This window comes from Paraburkholderia sp. MM5477-R1 (assembly GCF_050436385.1).
GTDB classification, from domain to species: Bacteria; Pseudomonadota; Gammaproteobacteria; order Burkholderiales; family Burkholderiaceae; genus Paraburkholderia; species Paraburkholderia tuberum.
Genome location: NZ_JBNDMC010000006.1, coordinates 1,747,323 through 1,768,847, shown reverse-complemented (window position 1 = coordinate 1,768,847; position 21,525 = coordinate 1,747,323). Strand labels below are relative to the sequence as shown.

The 21,525-nt window shown below is 65.1% G+C and carries 19 protein-coding genes; 9 read left to right on the top strand and 10 right to left on the bottom strand.

Annotated elements, in window-relative coordinates:
- Positions 1-216 precede the first annotated feature (216 nt).
- The 6 genes from OKW35_RS26540 to OKW35_RS26515 all read left to right on the top strand — a co-directional run bounded on the left by OKW35_RS26540 (position 217) and on the right by OKW35_RS26515 (position 5,131).
- Positions 217-726, top strand: coding sequence for a GNAT family N-acetyltransferase (locus OKW35_RS26540; RefSeq protein WP_187619027.1), 510 nt, complete (start codon positions 217-219; stop codon positions 724-726).
- A 118-nt stretch (positions 727-844) separates the two neighbouring features.
- Positions 845-1,195, top strand: coding sequence for a VOC family protein (locus tag OKW35_RS26535; protein ID WP_429553597.1), 351 nt, complete (start codon positions 845-847; stop codon positions 1,193-1,195).
- Between the two features lie 400 nt (positions 1,196-1,595).
- Entirely contained in the window at positions 1,596-1,913 is a 318-nt protein-coding gene (locus OKW35_RS26530) for a hypothetical protein (protein WP_429553596.1), read from the top strand.
- 124 nt (positions 1,914-2,037) lie between these two features.
- Positions 2,038-2,880, top strand: coding sequence for a PadR family transcriptional regulator (locus OKW35_RS26525; RefSeq protein WP_184069014.1), 843 nt, complete (start codon positions 2,038-2,040; stop codon positions 2,878-2,880).
- Positions 2,881-2,944: 64 nt separating this feature from the next.
- The gene (locus tag OKW35_RS26520) at positions 2,945-3,781 is read left to right on the top strand and encodes a siderophore-interacting protein (protein WP_429353402.1); all 837 of its coding nucleotides are present in this window, start codon (positions 2,945-2,947) and stop codon (positions 3,779-3,781) included.
- Positions 3,782-3,847: 66 nt separating this feature from the next.
- The gene (locus OKW35_RS26515; protein WP_429353401.1) at positions 3,848-5,131 is read left to right on the top strand and encodes an MFS transporter; all 1,284 of its coding nucleotides are present in this window, start codon (positions 3,848-3,850) and stop codon (positions 5,129-5,131) included.
- A 48-nt stretch (positions 5,132-5,179) separates the two neighbouring features.
- On the opposite strand, the gene OKW35_RS26510 is transcribed toward OKW35_RS26515, so the two are convergent.
- The 10 genes from OKW35_RS26510 to OKW35_RS26465 form a co-directional block, all read right to left on the bottom strand.
- Entirely contained in the window at positions 5,180-6,274 is a 1,095-nt protein-coding gene (locus OKW35_RS26510; protein ID WP_184066111.1) for an AI-2E family transporter, read from the bottom strand.
- A gap of 248 nt (positions 6,275-6,522) precedes the next feature.
- Positions 6,523-6,705 carry a CsbD family protein gene (locus tag OKW35_RS26505; RefSeq protein ID WP_184066114.1) on the bottom strand — a complete coding sequence of 61 codons (183 nt, stop codon included), beginning with the start codon at positions 6,703-6,705 and terminating at the stop codon, positions 6,523-6,525.
- A 179-nt stretch (positions 6,706-6,884) separates the two neighbouring features.
- Entirely contained in the window at positions 6,885-8,162 is a 1,278-nt protein-coding gene (locus OKW35_RS26500; protein ID WP_429553595.1) for a hypothetical protein, read from the bottom strand.
- Positions 8,162-9,805 carry a hypothetical protein gene (locus tag OKW35_RS26495; RefSeq protein WP_184066120.1) on the bottom strand — a complete coding sequence of 548 codons (1,644 nt, stop codon included), beginning with the start codon at positions 9,803-9,805 and terminating at the stop codon, positions 8,162-8,164. Before OKW35_RS26495 ends, OKW35_RS26500 begins: the two co-directional genes overlap by 1 nt.
- Before the next feature lie 300 nt (positions 9,806-10,105).
- Positions 10,106-11,269: an enoyl-CoA hydratase/isomerase family protein gene (locus OKW35_RS26490; RefSeq protein ID WP_429553594.1), complete on the bottom strand. Its 1,164-nt coding sequence runs from the start codon at positions 11,267-11,269 to the stop codon at positions 10,106-10,108.
- Entirely contained in the window at positions 11,266-12,066 is an 801-nt protein-coding gene (locus OKW35_RS26485; protein WP_429553593.1) for an enoyl-CoA hydratase, read from the bottom strand. The genes OKW35_RS26490 and OKW35_RS26485 overlap by 4 nt, the downstream gene beginning before the upstream one ends.
- Positions 12,063-12,980: a 3-hydroxyisobutyrate dehydrogenase gene (gene mmsB / locus OKW35_RS26480; RefSeq protein ID WP_429553592.1), complete on the bottom strand. Its 918-nt coding sequence runs from the start codon at positions 12,978-12,980 to the stop codon at positions 12,063-12,065. Before mmsB ends, OKW35_RS26485 begins: the two co-directional genes overlap by 4 nt.
- A 31-nt stretch (positions 12,981-13,011) precedes the next feature.
- The gene (locus OKW35_RS26475; RefSeq protein ID WP_429553591.1) at positions 13,012-14,553 is read right to left on the bottom strand and encodes a CoA-acylating methylmalonate-semialdehyde dehydrogenase; all 1,542 of its coding nucleotides are present in this window, start codon (positions 14,551-14,553) and stop codon (positions 13,012-13,014) included.
- Between the two features lie 117 nt (positions 14,554-14,670).
- The gene (locus tag OKW35_RS26470; RefSeq protein ID WP_429553590.1) at positions 14,671-16,362 is read right to left on the bottom strand and encodes an AMP-binding protein; all 1,692 of its coding nucleotides are present in this window, start codon (positions 16,360-16,362) and stop codon (positions 14,671-14,673) included.
- Between the two features lie 154 nt (positions 16,363-16,516).
- Positions 16,517-17,650 carry an acyl-CoA dehydrogenase family protein gene (locus tag OKW35_RS26465; RefSeq protein ID WP_429553860.1) on the bottom strand — a complete coding sequence of 378 codons (1,134 nt, stop codon included), beginning with the start codon at positions 17,648-17,650 and terminating at the stop codon, positions 16,517-16,519.
- Positions 17,651-17,871: 221 nt separating this feature from the next.
- Between OKW35_RS26465 and OKW35_RS26460 the strand changes: the two genes are divergently transcribed.
- From OKW35_RS26460 to OKW35_RS26450, 3 genes are all read left to right on the top strand, one after another.
- Positions 17,872-18,918: an AraC family transcriptional regulator ligand-binding domain-containing protein gene (locus OKW35_RS26460; protein ID WP_429353393.1), complete on the top strand. Its 1,047-nt coding sequence runs from the start codon at positions 17,872-17,874 to the stop codon at positions 18,916-18,918.
- Between the two features lie 85 nt (positions 18,919-19,003).
- Positions 19,004-20,632 carry an NfeD family protein gene (locus OKW35_RS26455; protein WP_429553589.1) on the top strand — a complete coding sequence of 543 codons (1,629 nt, stop codon included), beginning with the start codon at positions 19,004-19,006 and terminating at the stop codon, positions 20,630-20,632.
- The gene (locus tag OKW35_RS26450; protein WP_184031463.1) at positions 20,629-21,399 is read left to right on the top strand and encodes a slipin family protein; all 771 of its coding nucleotides are present in this window, start codon (positions 20,629-20,631) and stop codon (positions 21,397-21,399) included. Before OKW35_RS26455 ends, OKW35_RS26450 begins: the two co-directional genes overlap by 4 nt.
- Positions 21,400-21,525 lie beyond the last annotated feature (126 nt).

The following is a 21,525-nucleotide window of genomic DNA, read 5'->3' as shown; positions in this document are numbered from 1 at the left end:
TGTGCTCACGCAGAAATTGTTTTTGTGCCAATATTAACAGCATGGAACTTCGTAACGTCCCGAGCAAGGCTCACCACCATCATCACGGTCGCTATCCGCTGCGCCGTGGGTCGTTACGTCCATAGCAAGGAATTCGACCTCACGGTCCATTCCATGTGCAAACGACCAAGGCGCTTAAGGCGCCTTTTTTATTTCCCCCACCATCAAGAGCTGAAGATGACCGACTCGATAAGCTATCGCCGCGCAACCGTGGACGACATTTTGAAAATTTGCGAGTTGGGTCAAATCTTGAACGCGATCCACCATCAGGCACGTCCTGACGTCTATGCAAACGCCACTGAAGAGTTCGCTCGAGACAAGCCGCACTGGCTATCAAGCCTTCAGGGAGAAGATCGAGCCATGTTTCTCGCCGAGCATGGCAGCACGGCGGTCGGCTTTATCACCGTTCAAGTGATGCAGCCGACAAGTCCACTGTTGCAACCGTTGACCGTTGGCCGCATTGGCTCAGTCGCTGTTTTGGAACGACTGCGGGGACGCGGCGTCGGGAGCACGCTGATGAAACTTGCTGAAGAGTGGGCACGAAAAAACGGTGCCAACGACATGAGGCTGACCGTTTGGGCGTTTAATGAACAGGCGGTCGATTTGTATCAGGAACTTGGCTACGAGCTTCGTGCGTTCGAGATGGGAAAGCAACTGCCTATTGCTGGGGATATGCCAGTCGCATGAGGCGATGCTCGGCCAGTCTATATTCGTGCATAGATCGTGGACAATTAATTGTTCACGTGAAACTTTTGAAACCTCTATTATCTGTTGCGTCTTTCCGAAAACGTTCTTGGAGCATTCAATGCGGATTAGAACCACCTATTTGAAAGCGTCGGACATGGAACGCAGTTCTGCTTTCTGGGAAAACCTGTTGGAACGCGCGCCGATCCGCAGGTCGGATAAGTGGACCGAATTCTCGCTCGGTGAAGTCCGCTTCGGGTTGCTGCTAAATGATTTTGGCGATGAGTTCGTCGGGAGCGGATGCGTTCCTGTGTTCGAATTTGACGTATCCGCCTTGCATATATTTCTGGATCGCGCCAAGGCTTTTGGGGCAACAGTCGCTCTCGACGGGCTAAACAATGAAGCCATGAAGAGCATTGTGTTCGTTAGCCCTGATGGCCATGAGTTCGAACTTTGCGCATGTCACGACTAATCGGTTGTTCTACCCCGAAAATCTAGGCCCGCGTTGCCCGTCGCGAGTGTCCGTTCCCAAGGGCGTCAACGGGCTGTTGTGGGTCGTAAGTACGCGTTGGGGATGGCGAGACGCGTCGCTCACGACCGCTGAGGGTGTGAACGGCCGGAGAGTGTCGTGAAGCCGACCGACCACAGCCAATAGCTGACCGTCGGCAATGGCCGACATTGCGCCACTCGAAACTGCCCGCGAATGTCGCCCGATTCCGGCGATGGGCTAGTCACGAGCCTGGCCCGCACCTCCTTCCCGCCTTAAGAAGGCCACCGGCATGAAAGCGCATCGAAACATTCGTGGAGCGCCGCCTCCGGCGGGACGAATGCGCACCCTCATGTAGTCAGCCATACCATCTCCGAGCGCCAGCATGCATTCCGTGGCGGAGCTGGTGGGGAATGAGAATCTGGCGCTGCCGCGGATCAATGTCGACGAGGCCGACCAGTGGACGTTGCGCGTCTTCGGCAAGGGCGACAATCTCCGCATGAGCAAGAGTCCGAAAGTCATGAGTCGAAGACGTCTGCTTGATCCGAGGCACGGGATCACTTCAATCCATCCCTATTTAAGCGACCGAAAAAACGCCATTGCTTCCGCCCTACTTTCAGGCGTTCAAACCCTGCTAACCCCGGCAGAAAATGCTGCATTGCAATGCGCTTTTTGGACTTGCTGCAGACTTTGTTGTCTCTGAAAGCGGGGTTTTCGTATGCCGCAGACTTTGTTGTGCGCCGATAAGATCGCAAAAAGAGTTTGACAGACAATCTTAAGATATATATCTTAAGATGCATCTTACGACACTCATAGGAGAGTCCCAGATGCGTCATCCTCATCATTTTTCCGGTCCGCGCGGCGCGCGCGACCGTTTTCATGCCGGTTTCCGCCTTCCGTCGCCGCAGGCGAGCGAAGTCGCCGACCTGGGCGCCTCCGAAGCATGCGCTTCCTCCGGCGCCCGCCACCACTACCTGCTGCACGTTTTGCGTCACGCCTTTGGCCGCCATCACGAATGGCGCTTCGGCGGCCGTGGCTCGCGCTTCGGCGGTGGTTTCGGCGGTCCGGGCAGATACGGTGGCGGCGGCCCCGGCGGCTTCGGCGGCGACGGCGATGGTTTCCCGCGTGGCCGCAAATTCAGCTCCGACGATCTGCAACTGCTGCTGCTATCGCTGATCGAAGCGCAGCCGAGTCACGGCTACGAGTTGATCAAGGCGCTCGAAACGCGCTCGAACGGCTTCTACAGCCCGAGTCCCGGCATGGTCTATCCAGCGCTGACCTATCTCGAAGAACTCGGCTACGTCACCGTGCAGCTCGAAGGCAACCGCAAGCGCTATGAGCTGGCGGATGCGGGCCGCGAATATCTGGCCGCGAACCGCGAGCGCGTCGAGCTGATGCTCGCGCGACTCTCGCATATCGCACGCAAGATGGATTCGGTGCGCCGCGCGTTTGCCGGCGAGGAGCCGGCCGACGTCAGCGAAGGCGGCTGGGTGCCCGAGCTGAATGAAGCGCGCCGCACGCTGAAGAACGCGCTGCTGCGCCGCGACAACGCGCCGGCCGACGAACAGCGCCGCATCGCAGCGATCCTGATGCGCGCGGCCAAAGAAATCGAAGGCGGCAACCGTGGCGACATCGCAAAGCCCGGCAACGACAGCGAGCCGACCGCCTGACAACACGCGCCCGTCCACGAGGCGACCCGCGCGTCCTCCCGAACCGAACTGGAGCATCGCCCACATGCAAGAGCAACCCACTCGCCCTGATCTCGCCGTGCATCGCGTACGGCATCCGTTGAAGTTTCGTCTGCTGCAGGTCAAGCAGGTGCGCGCGCTGACGCCGCACCTGATTCGCGTGACCGTCACCGGCGCCGATCTGGACGACTTCGTCTCAGCCTCGTTCGACGATCACATCAAGGTCTTCTTCCCCGACCCCGGCGCCGACAAACCTACGCTGCCGCAAGCCGGCCCCGACGGCCCGGTGTTCCCGGAAGGCAAGCGGCCGACCGCGCGCGATTTCACGCCGCGCCGTTTCGATCGCGACGCCCGCGAGCTCGACATCGAGTTCGCGATGCACGACGCGGGCCCCGCGGCGACGTGGGCCGCGCAGGCGCAGGCGGGCCAGTATCTGGGCGTCGGCGGCCCGCGCGGTTCGCTGGTGATTCCGACCGGCTTCGACTGGCATCTGCTGATCGGCGACGACACCGCGCTGCCCGCGATCGCGCGCCGTCTCGAAGAGTTGCCGGCCGGCACGCGCGTCGCCGCGGTGATCGAGGTCGCCGATCCGTCGGCGCGCATCGAGTTCACGACGCAGGCCGAGGTGCATCTGGTCTGGTGCTATCGCAACGAAGCCAACACGCAAAACGGCGCGCGCAGCGAAGCGCTGTTGCACGCGGTGCGCGATACCTGGCTGCCGGTGAACGGTGAAGGCTATGTGTGGGCCGCCGGCGAAGCGGCGACGATCCGCGCGGTGCGTCAGCATCTATGCGGCGAGCGCGGCGTCGACAAAACGCGGATTCGCGCGGCCAGCTACTGGAAACAGGGCGCGGTCGCGGTCCACGAAACGATCGACGACTGAGCTTCTGCTCGCGTGGCGCGCGGCATTAGCGGCGTACTTCGAACAACGACAAAAGGAAATCAACCGATGTACTCAATCACTGCACGGCACGAGCGTCGTTTGTTGTGGCTGCTCGCGCTCACGCAGTTCACGATCATCATGGACTTCATGGTGATGATGCCGCTCGGCCCGCAGATCATGAGCGCGTTCCAGATCGCGCCGGCCGCGTTCGCGACGGCCGTATCCGCGTATTCGTGGTGCTCCGGGCTGTCGGGCCTGTTCGCGGCGACCTATATCGACCGCTTCGACCGGCGCCGTCTGCTGCTCACCATTTACGCGCTGTTCGCGCTGTCGAACCTCGCGTGCGCGCTCGCGTCGACGTTCGCGCTGCTGCTCGCCGCGCGCGCGTTCGCGGGCATCACCGGCGGCGTGCTCGGCTCCGTGATCATGGCGATCGTCGGCGACGTGATCCCGCTGCAACGGCGCGGCGCCGCGACCGGCACGATCATGACCGCGTTCTCGCTCGCGGCGATCGCCGGCGTGCCGGCCGGCGTGATGCTCGGCGCGCAGTTCGGCTGGGCGGCGCCGTTCTTCCTGCTGGTCGCGTTGTCGCTGCTGGTGTGGTTCGCGGCCTCGCAACAGGTGCCGTCGCTGGCCGCGCATCTGAGCCGCCGGCAGCCGCCGCTCGCGGAAGTACTGCCCGAGCTGTGGCGCCTGCTGAGCAACCGAAGCCATCTGAACGCGTTCGCGCTGACGTTCATGATGATGATCGCGCACATGCTGGTGATCCCGTTCATTGCGCCGATGCTGGTCGCCAATCACGGCGTCGCGCCGCGACAGCTGTCGTGGCTGTACATGGCCGGCGGCGCGGCGACCTTCTTCACGTCGCGCCTCGTCGGCAGATTCGCCGACCGCTTCGGCACGCAGCGCGTGTTCCGCTGCGCGGCGCTGCTGTCGTTCGTGCCGGTGCTGTTCATCACGCATCTGCCGAACCTGCCGTTCTACGCGCTCGTGCTGTTCTTCCCGTGCTTCCTCGTGTTGATGAACGGCCGCATGGTGCCGATGCAGGCACTGCTGACCACGGTCCCCGAGCCCGCGCGACGCGGTGCGTTCCTGAGCGCGAACAGCGCGCTGCAGGCGCTCGGCACCGGCACTGGCGCGTGGCTCGGCGGCTTGATGCTGAGCACGTCGGCTGATGGCCGCATCGCCGGGTATGGAACCGTCGGCTGGGCGGCGGTGGCGGTCGCATGCGCGGCGGTGCTGTGGGTCTCGCGCGTGAAGGGCGTGCCGCGCGAAGTGGCGGCGGCCAGCGCCGCTGGCGCGACGATGCCTCGCGCCGGCATCGAAGCTCACATCGCTGGAGAAGGTTAGCGATGCCAGGCAGCGCGCGGTGTCGCTGCGCCAACTGCGAGCCGCGCGCTACGCCTCGTCGTCGGTGCTGCCCGTCAGCGCGCGCCGCGCGGCCTCGCCCTGCCCGTGCGACGCCGAGTAAAACACGCGCGCCCGGCCGATCACGATTTTCAGCGTCGCGATGACGGGCACCGCGAGAAAAATCCCAGCGACGCCGCCAAGCTGATCGCCCGCGAGCAGTCCGACGATCACCAGAAACGGACTGACCTCGACGCCTTCGCTCATCAGATACGGATTGAGCACGTAGTCCTGGAACAGCCGGTACAGCCCGATAAAAATCACCAGCCACAACAGGTGCGGATAGCCGCTGAACACGGCGACCACGAGCGTGATCGCGACCGCGGCAAGCGGCCCCGCGAACGGCACGAATTCGAGCAGCCCGGCGCTGACCGCGAGCAGAAACGCGTACGGCACGCCGAGCAGCGAGAACACGACGCCGTAGCTAAACAGCGTGGCGAGCGACAGAAACAGCAGCGCGCGCACGTACTTCGACAGCAGCACGTTCAGATCGTCGACGATCTCGTTCCACAGCACGCGATGCCGGCTGTTCAGCAACGCCAGAAACGCGTCGCGCATCCGTTCGCCGTCCTTGATCAGCAGGAAGCTCAGGATCGGAATCAGCACCAGGTAGATCAGGTTGCTCGCCGCGTGGACGACGCCGAGCCCGAGGCTGCGCGCCAACGGCACGGCGTTGTCCGAGCCGGTCTCGATCTGGCTGCGCACGAAATCGACGATCCGCTCGCGCAGCGGTTCGAGAAAATGCGGAAGCGGAAAACGGTTCGGCACATCGGTGCGCAGCAGCGCGGGCAGTTGCGTGAAGAGGCGCGTCGCCTGATCCTGCAATTCCACGCCGAACAGTGAGCCAACCACCGCGAGCAGCGCGACCACGACGATGAACACGACCGCGATCGACACGACGCGCGGCATGCGGCGCGGCCTCACGCGTTCGACCAGCACCACCATCGGGTAGATCAGATAGCTGAAAAACACCGCGAACACGACGACGAGCACCGTCGTCGACGCGATATAGATGAGGAAAAATAGCAGCGCGAGCAGAGACGCGGTCCAGACTTTCCTGGCCGCGCCGACGTCGAATCCCAGCATGAAGCGTCCTCGAATGGGCGATGCGGCGCCGGCGCGACGAGTGCGCCGACTGACTCTGGACCGTAACAGAAATTTACACGTTCCGTGTGTCGAACGCCGCGCCGCGAGGGCGCGACGCGGCGAGCACCGGCAGCGTGCGAGGCGCTACGCACGCGGTGCGTCATTGCACGGCTTGCGTGCCTGACCTGATGCGCCCGAAACCGGGGGGCGGGATAAATGAAGCTGCGGGTACGTGAAGTTTCGGCTCGCTAACTCTTCACACGCTCTGGTACCTGTTCGGTTTCTTCGCCGATTCTCGCCTGTATCCTGCCGGCTATTTTTTCGGCCGCTCCTTCGGCCTGTTTCGCGCGATTGCCGGTGACCTTGCCAATCGCTTCCTTGACCGAGCCCTTGAGCTCCTTCGCTGTACCTTCTACACGATTCCTGTCCATGGTGCCTTCCTGCTAGGTTTGACTGTGGAGTTGCCTGCTGGTGTTGCAACGAAACAGCCAACGTACGGCGCGACGCGCCTCGTTATGGCGCGGATCGCTTCGCCAGAGGCGATCCGCGTCGGAGCAACCATAAAATTCCTAGCATCCGGCGTTCCCGATACCCAGTGCGCCGCGCATCGTCACCTCACCGTGACGGTGTCCTTCGCGGCGTCGTTGGCGGCATCCTTGCCGTGAGCCGGATCAGGATGATCATCTTTCGCGCCATGAAAGATATGCTTGAAAAGTTCCTTGTTCTTTGCGCCATTCAAGAGGTTTCGCAGCGCGGCTGCGTCATCGGCCGGCTTGAACGAAAGCACTCTCTTGCGGTAGCGCTCCCTGCGTTCATCGAGCATGTAACTCGCCGGTAGCGGCAGTTCGCGGCTGCCCACGTCGAGATCGATGCCTTCGAAGGTCAGCAGCCCCGCATCGTGATTGATGAAGCACGCGGGAGGCTTGGTCCGGTCGATCACGTAGACGCACTGCTTCTGCAGATTGCCGGCGTCGGGCAGCTTGCCGCGGAAGATCTTGTCACGCAGGAACGTGCACATCTCTTCCCAGCACTCCTCGGTGGATTTTCCCGCCGCGCAGGACCGCAAAATTTCGGTCTTCAGAATGGCCTCTGGCACGGCATAGTAAATCGGATAACCGGCCCTCAGGTAAAGTTGCAGTTGCAACACTTCGTAACAGCGGCCCAACGCATGGATCGACGGCACGAGCAAAGACCGTTCATCCGACTCGTCGCCTTCGGTGGGTCCGGTCGCCGTCTGACTGCGGATCGACGGATGTTCCGGCAGCCCGGAATTCTCCGGTTCCGGCTGTCCGCCGCCCCACAGGATCAGATCGCGAAACAGGATCATCGGCAGGAACGAATGGACGATCAGATCCGTCGACGCCCTGCGTTTGGCGCGCTCGTTCGCGTCGGCTTCCACCGGCAGCGTGGGATGCCACTTGCGCGACGAGCGCACGATATCGCCGATCGCCTTCGCCACGCAGATGCCGTTCGGTAGCCCGCCGCCCTCCTCGTCGGCCCAGGTCTGCACCAGGTCCCACGGCTCGCCAATCGGCACGCCGAGAAAGTAAAGACCGAGCGACACCGCCGTCAGCAACTCGACGTAGAACTGATTCGCCTGATATGGCGCCGCAGGAATGCCCCGCATCAACTGCGAATCGGCGAGCAGCTTCTTGCCCGATCCGACCTTGCACAGCGCGCCGGCGCAGTGCTTGAGCCGGTCGACGAGACCGCGCACGTCGCGACCGGCAAGCGGCGACTGCCCGCCGACCAGATGGTGTCTGACGATCAGCGAGATCGGCGTCGTGAAGTTCGAGCGGTCCGTGGTTTTCGTCGGCACCACGAGGGACATCACCAGGTCGCTGATGATCTCCAGGTCGGCCAGCATCGCATCGATGGAAGTAGTCATCACTCGACCTCCGCTGCTATCTCTTCGATCGACGGATCGTATTGGCCGTCGATGGTCGCCGTCTGCCTCGGCTCGGACGTGGCGATGATCGCCACGGCGTCCCGGATCAATCCCTTGCAGCGCGCGGCCAACACTCGCTTGCGAATTCCCGATGGCGCGTCTCCTTCGTTCGCCCATTCCTTGAATCCGAGTCTTTCGAGTACGTGATCCTCGTTCTGTCCGAAGGTGGCCGCGCCGTCCGCGGGTATGGCCTGATGGGCATCGGTCAGGCAGGTGCAGATGTACTCCTCGACGGTCGGGCCACGCGCCGCCAGCGTTTGAATTTCACGCTTGGCCCAGCGGGCGAGCGATACCGAGATCTCATCCATGTCGTGCGTCAGGTTGCGCACCTTGACGTCCTTGCCGCGATCGTCGCCGAGAATCTGATAGACGGTCCGGTCGACCACATGCAGCCACAGCGAAGTCTGCGCAATGCGGATCTTGTGTTCGCACACGACGTCTTTCGAGTCGGCCTCGAGCGCGCGCCGTACGTGCCACAGCACGACGTAATGCCATACGAGTCCAATGAACTTGCCGAAGAAGAGTGCCTTGTCCTGCATCGAGCCGTCGTCGAACTCGGGATATTCGAGAGGCGTCACCAGCGTCATCTTCGTGCGCGCGCCTTCCTTCAAGGTCCGATAGAGCGTCGCCGCGGGGCTGCTGCGATAGCCGTCCCAGGACTCGCGCGCCCACCATTGCTTGTCGATATCGAAGAAACGATAGATCGAAAAAATGCCTTTTTCAGACTCCTGAACGTTCGCCGCGCCGCCGTGAGCCTGGTGCGCCGCGCCGGGCTGCAAGCGCTTCCTCTCCTCTGCGCGGGACTGGTCGTGGTTCGGGTCGCGATAGGCGTCGTAGATCACGCGAAGACCATAGCGGGTTCCCATCGCGTTATCGATGCTGGCCACCTTGTCGCTGAGCTCCTTGCGGATGGTCTCGAGCACCGCTTCCTGCTCGTCGACGAGCTTGCGTTGCTGCTCGAGCGCGCAATAGTGTTCCGCGGCCACGTAAATGGCGGCGAGCGCCAATGCGAGTACGACCGCATCGGTATAGCCTTCCCATATCTCTCCGCCGAACAGCAATACCGCCGGGACGTAGCAGAACACCGGAATGCACCAGCGCGACGCGAACCAGCTTCGCAGGATGCCGACTCCCCCCTTCGAGCGGGAGTCGACGTCGGGAGCGGCCTCGCCTTCCTCTTCCGCGATACGCTTCTTCTGCTCGAACTCGCGTTCCGCGATGGTCCGCGCCCGTTCTTCTTCTCCACGGCAAATGTGGACATAGAACACGAGGAACGTGAAGGCCGTGACCAGCAACGCAAGCAGCCAGCTCTCGCCCATGCTGGTTGCGCGATCCGCGTCGCTGACTTCCTTCATCACCGCGGCGATCTTTTTAACGCACTCGATGCCGGGAGGAAAGCAATCCGCATCCGGCACGCGATGCGAAAAGGTCACCACCCAGTAGATACCGCTGCCCACCAGAACCGCAATGCCGCCTAGCGCGGTGAGGGCGAGCTTTTTTGCATGAGGGCCCTGCTCGAGGTGGGAAGCGGGTTTGTCGCCGAAGGGTTTGGAGCGGCGATTCTCATCTGACGGCTTTTCCATACGCATTGCCTCCTGATCGATCAAGAGCACGGGAATGCGGGAAGCGGTGACGTATAAACGCACCGTAGGTCGGACGAGCGCCGTGATGAGGGCTGCGAGCAGGCTTTGCCGGTCGGGACGGGGCTGAACTATCTATCTAAGATCGGGCCCGGAAAGATGTCAATTGGCGCGCGTAGTCTGTGTCCGCCAGACCACAATTGGCACCGGCGGCTGATGGGCGGGACATGCCAAGCAGACCTAAGGGCGGGCGCGGGTGCGCCGGGCCGCGCGCCCCGCGCGGCATGCGATACGCCGCGCAAGTCAGTCGCCATGCTCCGCGCCCAGCGCCGCCAGTGGATGCGCGTCGCCATGCCACGGCGAACTCAGGAAATGCCGCACGCGCTCGGGTTGCACATCGGCGAGCGTCGCCGGTGACCAGCGCGGCCGACGGTCCTTGTCGATCAGTTGCGCACGCACGCCCTCGCGGAAATCGCCTTCCTCGATCGAGCGCTTCACGATGCCGAGCTCCATCCGGAAGCAATCGGCAAGCGTCATCTGCCGGCCGCGCAGCAGCGCTTCGCGCGTCACCTGCAGCATCGTCGGCGAATGGGCGGTCAGTGCGTCGTAGGTCGCTTGCAGCCATTGCCGCACCTCGCGCGGCGGTTCGCGTTCGAGATCCTGACGCAGTGTCGCGACGATGCGCTCGACGCCCGAACGCCGGTCGAAGTGGCGCAGGATCAGTTGCGTCAGCGCGCCGAGCGGTGCGTGCGGCACGATATTGCACGGCGGCTCGAACACGGCGCGCAGCGCGTCGATGCGCTCGCCGTCGTGCGACATGCGCTGCAAACGTTCCTCGAAGCTCGCGAGCCAGTCGGCCGGCACGCACAGGTCGGCCAGTTGCAGGCGCACCGCGTCGGCGCCCGCTAGCGTCGCGCCGGTCAGCCCGACATACAGCGCAAGCTCGGCCGGCATCACGCTCAGAAAGCGGCTCGCGCCGACGTCGGGCACGAAGCCGATGCGCGTCTCCGGCATCGCGATGCGGCTGCGTTCGGTCACGATGCACAGCCGCGCCGCCTGGCCGAGGCCCATGCCGCCGCCCATCGCGATGCCGTCGAGCAGCGCGACCACCGGCTTCGGAAACGTGTGCAACGCGTAATCGAGCCGGTATTCGTCGACGAAGAACGCGAGCCAGCGTGGGTCGCCCTGCGTCGCGAGCCGATGTACCTCCCGCACGTCGCCGCCCGCGCAAAAGCCCTTGTCGCCAGCGCCCTTCAGCACCAGCGCGACGATCCCGGCATCGGTGCGGCAACGCTCGACCAGCACCGCGAGTTCGCGCACCATCGCGTGCGACAGCGCGTTGAGCGCGGCAGGCCGGTTCAGCGTGATGATCGCCACGTGGTTGACGACGCGAAACAGCACGTCGGGTTCGGCTTGCGGGTTCGTCGCGGCGCGCATTTCGACCGCAAAGCCGTGCAAAGTGCTCATCGCTGCGTCTCCCGCGATGCACGGCTCGTCTGCCAGCGCGGCGCGCGTTTTTCGAGGAACGCGTTGACGCCCTCGCGCTGATCGGCGCCATCGAACAGATCGACGAAGCGCTCGCGTTCTAGCGCGAGCGCGGCGGCGCGCGGCACGCCATGCCGCGCCTGATGGATCAACTCCTTGCTGAAGCTGACCGCCTGCGGGCTCAAACCGGTGACGCGCTGCGCCATGTTCAACGCAGCTTCACGCGCGGCGCCGCGCTCCACCACTTCTTCGACGAGACCGATGCTGAGCGCGGTCGCCGCATCGACGCGCTCGCCGGTCAGAATCATCCGCTTGGCCCAGCCTTCGCCGACGAGCCACGGCAGCGTCTGCGTGCCGCAGCCGCATGGCAGCAGACCGACCGCCGTCTCGGGGAGCGCCAGCACCGCATGCTGCTCGGCGATGCGGATATCGCAGGCGAGCGCGCATTCGAGACCGCCGCCCATCGCAAAGCCGTTGAGCGCCGCGATGACGACGGGCCGCGCGTTCTGCAGCGATTCGAAGGCCGCGCCGAAACGCGCGGCCGCGGTGCGCGCGACTTCGCGATTGCCGTCGGCGAACGTGTTCAGATCGGCGCCCGCGCTGAAAAACTTCGGACCGTCGCCGGTGATCACGAGCGCGCGCACGCGCGCATCGGCGTTCAACTGCTCGACGGTGCGTTGCAATTGCAGCAGACCGTCGGGCGTGAAAGCGTTCGCGGACGGCCGTTTCAACGTGATCAAAGCAACGGCGCCGTCATGTGCGTAATCGAGCTCGATCATTGCGTGCCTCCCTGGCCGTTACCGCCGCGCTCACGCGAGCGATACAGCTTGATCACTGCCGAAAAGTCCAGGCGCCCCGCGCCGTTCGCACTCATCGTTTGATAAAGCTGCTGCGCGAGCGCGCCGAGATAGACCGGTTGACGCACGCCGCGCGCGGCATCGGTGGCGAGGCCGAGATCTTTCAGCATCAGGTCGGTGCCGAAGCCGCCGGTATAGCCGCGCGAGGACGGCGCGGTCTCGATCACGCCCGGCATCGGGTTATACGTGTCCGAACTCCAGCAGCGCCCGGTCGACGTATTGATGATGCCACCGAGCACCTTCGTGTCGATACCGAGCGCCTCGCCGAGCGACATCGCCTCGGCGACGCCCGCCATCGAGATGCCGAGCACGAGGTTGTTGCAGATCTTCGCGACCTGGCCCGTGCCGGTGTCGCCGCAATGCACGATGTTTTTTCCCATCGCCGACAGCACTGGCTTGACCTGCTCGTACGCGCTCGCACTGCCGCCGACCATGAAGGTCAGCGTGCCCGCCGCCGCGCCGCCCGTGCCACCCGAGACCGGTGCGTCGACGAAGCTGTTGCCGTGAGCCGCGGCGAGTTCGGCAAACGCTTTCACGCTGGCGGGATCGATCGTGCTCGAATCGATGATCGGCACGCCCGGCGCGATGCCGGCGAGGATGCCATCGTCCGCGACGAGCACGCTGCGCACGTGAGCCGCGGCGGGCAGCATCGTGATCACGCATTCGACGTCGCTCGCGGCGGCTTGCGGTGAGCGGGCCGGCTGCGCGCCCGCGTCGACGAGCGTGCGCACAGCTTGCGCGCTGAGGTCGAACACGTTGAGCGCGTGGCCCGCCTTCAGCAGGTTCAGCGCCATCGGCGCGCCCATATTGCCGAGTCCGATAAAGCCTATTTTCATGGTGTCGTCTCCGGGTGTGCCCTCAGTGCCTTCAACGCAGGCGGATCGTCGTGTTGACGCCATCGTTGACGGTGTCGTCGTCGAACCAGCGCGCGGTGACCGTCTTGGTCTGCGTGTAAAACTGCACGACCTGCTTGCCGTAGGGACCGAGATCGCCAAGCTTCGAGCCGCGCGAACCGGTGAAGCTGAAAAACGGCACCGGCACCGGGATCGGAATGTTGATGCCGACCTGGCCGATATCGATCTCGCTCTGGAACTTGCGCGCCGCCGCGCCGCTTTGCGTGAAGAGGCCGACGCCGTTGCCGAACGGGTTGGCGTTGACGAGCGCGATCGCATCGTCGAGCGTCGCGACGTTCAGCACCGCGAGCACCGGCCCGAAGATTTCGGTGCGGTAGATTTCCATGTCGGCCGTCACGTCGGTGAACACCGTCGGGCCGATGAAGTTGCCCTGCTCGTAGCCGTGCACGTTCACATCGCGGCCGTCGAGCACGAGCGTCGCGCCCTCTTTCACGCCAGCGTCGATCAGACCGAGAATGCGCTGCTTCGCGGCGCGCGACACGACCGGCCCGACATCGGTGCCCGGCTCGTGACCCGCGTTGACCTTCAGCGTCTTCGCCTTCGCGACGAGCTCGGGCAACCACTCGCGCGCGGCACCGACCAGCACCGCCACCGAACTCGCCATGCAGCGCTGACCGGCGGCGCCGAACGCGGCGCCGGCGAGCGCGTTGAGGGTCTGTTCGCGATTCGCGTCGGGCAGCACGACCGCGTGGTTCTTCGCGCCCATCATCGACTGCACTCGCTTGCCGTGTTCGCTGCCGAGGCGATACACGTGCGTGCCGACCGCCGTCGAGCCGACGAACGAAATCGCCTTCACCAGTTCATGCGTGCACAGCGCATCGACGACTTCCTTGCCGCCGTGCACGACGTTCAGCACGCCCTTCGGCACGCCGGCTTGGAGCGCGAGTTCGACGAGCTGCATCGTCGACAGCGGGTCCTGCTCGGATGGCTTCAGCACGAAGGTATTGCCGCACACGAGCGCCATCGGGAACATCCACAGCGGGATCATCGCGGGGAAATTGAACGGCGTGATGCCGACGCATACGCCGAGCGGCTGGCGCAGCGTGTAAGTGTCCACACCACCGGCGACGTTCTCGGCGAACTCCCCCTGCTGCAACGTGCCGATCGAACACGCGTGCTCGACGACTTCCAGACCGCGGAAGATGTCGCCCTCGGCATCGGGAATCGTCTTGCCCTGCTCGGCCGACAGCGTCTTCGCGATGCGCGGCATATGCTCGCGAATCAGCGCCTGGTACTTCAGCATGATGCGCATGCGCGCGCCGATCGGCGTGTCCTTCCACGTTTTGAACGCGGCGTGCGCGCTGCGCACCGCCGCGTCGACTTCCGCGACGGTCGCGAACGGCACGCGCGCGAGGACCGCCTGCGTGGCCGGGTTCACGATGTCGCGCCACTCGGTCGTCTTCGATTCGACGAACTCGCCGTTGATCAGCAGTTTGACGGCGGCCACGGCGCCGGCAACGTCGCGGCCGGTCTCGTTCGAAGCAAGGGTGCTCATGCTGAAACTCCTGTGATTTAGAAAACAGTGCCCCGACGCGTCGAATCCGAAGCTCGAATTCAACACGTGCGATTCAAAACGGGGCGGCAAACCAGCAATGGCGAGGAATAAAGACAGTCACCGCAAGTCGGGAAAATCCTCTTCCCAATACTCGTCCGGCAGACGCGCGGGCTCGGCCGCGCGCTCCATTTCGCGGCGCCGCAATTCGACGCGGCGGATCTTGCCGGAGATCGTCTTCGGCAGTTCGCTGAATTGCAGACGGCGAATCCGTTTGTACGGCGCGAGTTTTTCACGCGAGAACGCGAACACCGCGCGCGCGAGTTCGGGACCGGCTTCGTAGCCGTGACGCACGGTGACGAACGCCTTCGGCACCGACAGACGCAACGCGTCCGCGCTCGGCACGACGGCCGCCTCGCCGATCGCCTCGTGTTCGATCAGCACGCTTTCGAGTTCGAACGGACTCAGGCGATAGTCGGACGACTTGAACACGTCGTCCGAGCGGCCGACGTACACGTAGTAGCCGTCGTCGCGACGCAGCGCGACATCCGACGTGCGATAGAGGCCGTTGCGCATCGACTGCGCGGTCGCGTTGGGGTTGTTCGCGTAACCCGTCATCAGGCCGAGCGGCCGTTCTGCGAGCGGCAGCGCGATTTCGCCTTCGCCGACCGGTTGGTCGTCGGCGTCGAGCAGCTCGACCCGGTAGCCCGGCAGCGGACGCCCCATCGAGCCGGCCACGACCGGCTGGCCCGGCGAATTGCCGATCTGGCAGGTCGTTTCGGTCTGGCCGTAGCCATCGCGAATCGTAATGCCCCACGCGTGCTTGACGCGCTCGATGACCTCCGGATTCAGCGGCTCGCCGGCGCCGACGATTTCGCGCAGCTTCACCGGATAGTCGCCGAGCGGCTCCTGCACGAGCATGCGCCAGACGGTCGGCGGCGCGCACAGCGTGGTGACGTTGAAGCGCACGAGCGCGGCGAGTGTGTCTTTCGGCACGAAGCGCGGGACGTTGAACACGAACACGCAGGCCTGCGCGTTCCACGGCGCGAAGAAGCAGCTCCACGCGTGCTTGGCCCAGCCCGGCGAGCTGATGTTCCAATGGATGTCGCCGGGTTGCAGGCCGATCCAGTACATCGTCGACAGATGCCCGACCGGATAGCTCTGGTGCGTATGCTCGACCAGCTTCGGCTTCGAGGTGGTGCCGGACGTGAAGTACAGCAACAGCGGATCGCTGGCGTGGGTGACGCCGTCCGGCGTGAAATGCGGCGAAGCCTCGTACGCGGCGGCAACATCGATCCAGCCGTCGCGCGGCGCACCGACCGACAGGCGGGTGAGCGGCACGTCGAGCGCATCGAATTTGCCCAGCTCCGCGCTGTCGACCACGACGAACTTCGCGCCGCCGATCTGCACGCGCTCGCGCACGTCCTCGACGGATAGCTGCGTGGTGGCGGGCAGCACGATCGCGCCGAGCTTCATCGCGGCGAGCATGACGTCCCATAGCTCGACGCGGTTCGGCAGCATCAGCAGCACACGGTCGCCGCGGCCGACGCCCGCGCCGCGCAGAAAGTTCGCCATCCGCGACGAGCGCTCCGACATCTGCGCGTACGACAGACGCAGGCCGTCGCTGGAAGGATCGTCGACGATCCACAGCGCGGGGTTGTCGTTGTCATGCGCGATCGCGTCGAAGTAGTCGAGCGCCCAGTTGAACTCGCCGAGCGCGGGCCACGCGAATTCGCGGTACGCGCGCTCGTAGTCGGTGCGATGGCGCACTAGCAGATCGCGCGCTTCGAGAAAGGCTTTCGCTGCTGTCATCGTCGTCTCCTGTCGACCAGAGTTAGCGCTTTGGCGCTTACTCCGGTCCCATGCAACGTAGTTGCGAGTGGCGCGGGGCGCGCTCGGTTTTTTTTCGCCGCGGTGATCCAGGCGGGCATCCACGGCCAGGCTATTGTGCGCTCAAACGCCGCCCTCAAACATGGCGCGCGATCACCATCCGCTGCACTTCGCTCGTCCCTTCGTAAATCTGCGTGATCCGTGCATCCCGGTAGTGGCGCTCGACCGCATAGTCCTCCAGATAGCCGTAGCCGCCATGAATCTGGATCGCGTTCGAACAGATCTCCTCCGCAAGCTCCGACGCAAAAAGCTTCGCCTGCGACGCCTCCGACAGACACGGCCGCCCCGCCGAGCGCAGCCGTGCCGCGTGATGCACGAGCAGGCGCGCGGCATTCAGGCGCGTCGCCATGTCGGCGAGCATGTTCGCGATCGTCTGGTGGTCTTTCAACGGCTTGCCGAACTGTTCGCGCTCGTTCGCGTAGCGGCGCGCGGCGTCGAACGCGGCGCGCGCAATGCCGACTGCCTGCGCGGCGATGCCGATGCGCCCGCCTTCGAGATTCGACAGCGCGATGCGCAGACCCTCGCCCGGCTCGCCGAGCAGATTGGCCTCGGGCACCGCGCACTGATCGAGCGAGATCGGACAGGTGTCGGACGCGCGAATGCCGAGCTTGCGCTCCGGCCGACCGACGTCGAAACCCGGCGTCGAGGTCGGCACGATGAAGGCGGACAGGCCGCGCTTACCGCGCTCGGGATCGGTGACCGCGAACACGATCGCGAGGCCGGCGCGCGCGCCGTTGGTCACGAACTGCTTGCTGCCGTTCAGAATCCACTGCCCGTCGCGCCGCTGCGCGCGGGTGCGCAGATTGTTCGCCTCGGAGCCCGCCTGCGGCTCGGTCAGGCAAAACGCGCCGATCGTCCGGCCGATGGCGAGCTCGCGCAGATAGCGGTCTTTCTGCGCGGCGCTGCCGAAGTTCAGGATCGGCGCGCAGCCGACCGAGTTGTGCACGCTCATCAGCGTCGCGCAGGCGGCGCAACCGGCCGCGATCTCTTCGAGCGCGAGCGCATAGGCGACGTAATCGGTGTAGGTGCCGCCCCACTCGGCCGGCACCATCATGCCCAGAAAGCCGAGTTCGCCCAGCTGCGCGACGACCCCGGCCGGCAGTTGCGCGTCGCGATCCCATTGCGCCGCGTGCGGCGCGAGGCATTCGGTCGCGAAGTCGCGCGCGGCGTCGCGGATCATCCGTTGTTCGTCGGTGTAGAAGCTGTCCATGACTGCGTCCTCGTTGGTGCTGACGGCCGTGCTGGCGATCGCGGTGATGCGGCAAGTGTAGGCAAGCGGCCCGCGCCGTTCGATGCTCGCTCCGCTCATTCTTGCTGAGCGCTTTTGCCATACTGCTACCATGCACTTGCATGGAGCCTCGCCATTTCAGGGGCTTCATGAACCACGACCCAGCCTATGCTGAGCGCTTTTGCCAGAAAAGCCGAATCCCGATGAAAAGCGACAAAGGCACGATCTCCGTCAGTCTCGTCGAGGAAACCCTCGCGCTCGCGACGGCGCGCGGCCTCGACGCGCGAGCGCTCGCCGAAGCGGCCGGCATTGCCGCGGCGATGCTCGCGTCGCCGAAAAGCCGCGTCTCGTCGGCGCAATACGGCGCGCTGTGGGCCGGCATCGCACGCGCGCTCGACGACGAATTCTTCGGCCAGGACTCGCATCCGATGAAAAGCGGCAGCTTCATCGCGATGACGCAGACGGCGCTGGGCGCGCGCAACGGCGCGCAGGCGCTTGCGCGCGCGGTCGGCTTCATGCGGCTCGTGCTCGACGATCTCGGCGCGACGATCGACACCGACGCGCAGCGCGTGCGCCTGAAGTTCGTCGAGCGCGCGGGCACGCGCAAGCCGGCGATGTTCGCTTACGCGACGTATTTCATCCTCGTGTACGGGCTCGTGTGCTGGCTCGTCGGCCGGCGCATTCCGTTGCTCGAAGCGCGCTTTCGCTGCGCCGCGCCGCCGGCCGCGCACGAATACCGGCTGATGTTCTGCGAAGAGATGTATTTCGACGAGCCGGAGTCGTCCGTCGATCTCGACCCTGCGTTTCTGGAACTGCCGGTGATCCAGACTTCGCGCTCGGCGCGGCCGTTTCTGCGCGATGCGCCGGGCAGCTTCATCGTCAAGTACCGCAATCCGGGTTCGCTCGCCGCGCGCGTGCGCAAGACGCTGCGCGCGCTGCCGATGTCGGGCTGGCCCGCGGCCGATCAGATGGCCGCGCGCCTGCACGTCGCCGAGGCGACGATGCGGCGGCATCTGAAGCAGGAGGGCCACACGTATCAGTCGATCAAGGACGCGCTGCGGCGCGACATCGCGATCGCCGAACTGCAGCGCACGCAGCGCACCATCGCCGATATCGCCAACGCCGTCGGCTTCGCGGAGCCGAGCGCGTTTCATCGCGCGTTCCGCAAATGGACCGGCATGCGCCCGACCGACTACCGGCCGGCCCGGGCCGCGGGGCTCGATCTCACGCGACGCGCCGAATCGGACTAAGCTTTAAGCGGCAACAGGCCAGCCTTGATCGAGGGTAGGGGCCCGCGCCGCCGGTTCGCACCGGCTGGCGCGACGGCCGTCAGCGATGAACACGACTCCGCGTCTCCCGCTCCGGCAGTTCGGTCCGCGCAGGCCGCTTATCCGCGGCGGCATCGTGGGCCGTTTGATGCGCGGCATCGCCGTGCTCGGCGTGCTATGCGCGTTTGGCTTCGCGACGCGCGAAGCGCTGGCGCCGCTGCAAGCGGCCAATGCGGCGAGCGCGGCGAACGTCGCCACCGCGACCGCCAACAGCGTCGTCGTGATTCCGGTGAATGGCGCGATCGGACCTGCCACCGCCGATTTCATCGTGCGTGGTTTGCAGCGCGCGGCCAGCCAGCGCGCACAGCTCGCGGTCCTGCAACTCGATACGCCCGGCGGCCTCGATACGTCGATGCGGCAGATCATCAAGGCGATCCTCGCCTCGCCGGTGCCGGTCGCGACCTTCATCGCGCCGAGCGGCGCGCGCGCGGCCAGCGCCGGCACCTACATCGTCTATGCGAGCCACATCGCGGCGATGGCGCCGGGCACCAACCTCGGCGCCGCGACGCCGATCCAGATGGGCATCGGCGGCAACGAGCCGCCCGCCGGCGGCCCGCCGGTAACGCCAGCCACCCCAGGCACGCCGGGGCTGCCGGACATGCGCACGCTGCCTGGCGGCGCGTCCGCGCCTGCGCCTGCGTCACCCGGCGCATCATCCGAAGCCGCCAGCGCACTGCCGCTCGACACCCAATCGACCGAACTGCGCAAGCAGGTTCACGATGCCGCCGCCTACATCCGCGGCCTCGCGCAGATGCGCGGCCGCAACGCCGAGTGGGCCGAGCGCGCCGTCCGCGAAGCGGTGAGCCTGTCCGATGAGGAAGCGCTCGCGCAGCACGTCGTCGATATCGTCGCGCGCGACGTGCCGGACCTGCTGCGCCAGCTGGACGGCCGCACGTACGTCACGAGCGCGGGCAGCGTCACGCTGCATACCGCGCATGCGCCGCTGATCACGCTCGAACCCGACTGGCGCAGCCGCTTTCTCGCCGTGATCACCGATCCGAGCGTCGCGCTGATTCTGCTGATGCTCGGCATGTATGGCCTGTTCTTCGAATTCGCCAATCCGGGCTTCGTGCTGCCCGGCGTGGTCGGCGCAATCAGCCTGCTGCTCGGCCTGTTCGCGATGCAGATGCTGCCCATCAGCTACGTCGGCCTCGGGCTGATCTTTCTCGGCATCGCCTTCCTGATCGGCGAAGCGTTCCTGCCGACCTTCGGCTCGCTCGGCTTCGGCGGCGTGGTCGCGTTCGTGGTCGGCGCAACGATGCTGATGGATACCGACGTGCCCGGCTACGGCATCCCGCTGCCACTGATCGCCGCGGTCGTCGTGTTCAGCGTCGCATTCGTGCTCGGCGTGTCGCGGCTCGCGCTGCGCGCGCGGCGGCGGCCGGTCGTGACGGGCTCGGAGGCGCTGATCGGCTGCGTCGGCGTGGTGCTGGACGGCGGCTTGCTGCCCGAACCCGAACACGCGGCGGGCGGCCCGCTGGCCGGCTGGGCGCGCGTGCACGGCGAGCGCTGGCGCGTCTCGAGCACCACGCCGGCCGCGCCGGGTCAGAGCGTGCGCGTGACGGCGCGCAACGGCCTCACACTGACCGTGGTGCCCGTTACGTCGGTCGACGCCTTACAAGGAGAACGCTCATGATCGGCTTCACATTCGGCTTCGGCAGCATCCTGATCCTGCTCGTGGTCGCGCTGATTGCGTCGTCGGTGCGGATTTTTCGCGAGTACGAACGCGGCGTCGTGTTCATGCTCGGCCGCTTCTGGAAGGTCAAGGGGCCAGGGCTCGTATTGATCATTCCGATCGTGCAGCAGGCGGTGCGCATGGATTTGCGCACCATCGTGTTCGACGTGCCGACGCAAGACGTGATCACGCGCGACAACGTGTCGGTCAAGGTCAACGCGGTCGTGTATTTCCGCGTCGTCGATCCGGAGAAGGCGGTGATCCAGGTCGCGCGTTACTTCGAGGCGACCAGCCAGCTGGCGCAGACGACGCTGCGCGCGGTGCTCGGCAAGCACGACCTCGACCAACTGCTGTCCGAGCGCGAGCAGCTGAACACCGACATCCAGAAAGTGCTCGACTCGCAAACCGACGCGTGGGGCATCAAGGTATCGATCGTCGAGATCAAGCACGTCGATATCAATGAAACGATGATCCGCGCGATTGCGCGTCAGGCCGAAGCCGAGCGCGAACGGCGCGCGAAGGTGATTCACGCGGAAGGCGAGTTGCAGGCATCGAAGCAGTTGCTGGAGGCGGCCCAGACGCTCGCGCGGCAACCGCAGGCGATGCAGTTGCGCTATCTGCAGACGCTGGTGACGATCGCCGCCGACAAGAACTCGACGATCGTGTTTCCGCTGCCGATCGACCTCGTGAGTGCGGGGCTTGAACGCTTCAACAAGCCATCGGCGTGATAGGACGATGTTTGTCAGGACATCCATTCGGCGCGGATTAGCGTCGACGTTTCGGCATACCCGCCCGCTTGCGCGTTGCTTGCGCTGATGTGGCGAACGAGGCTCGCGGCGGGTTCGATTTGCCGG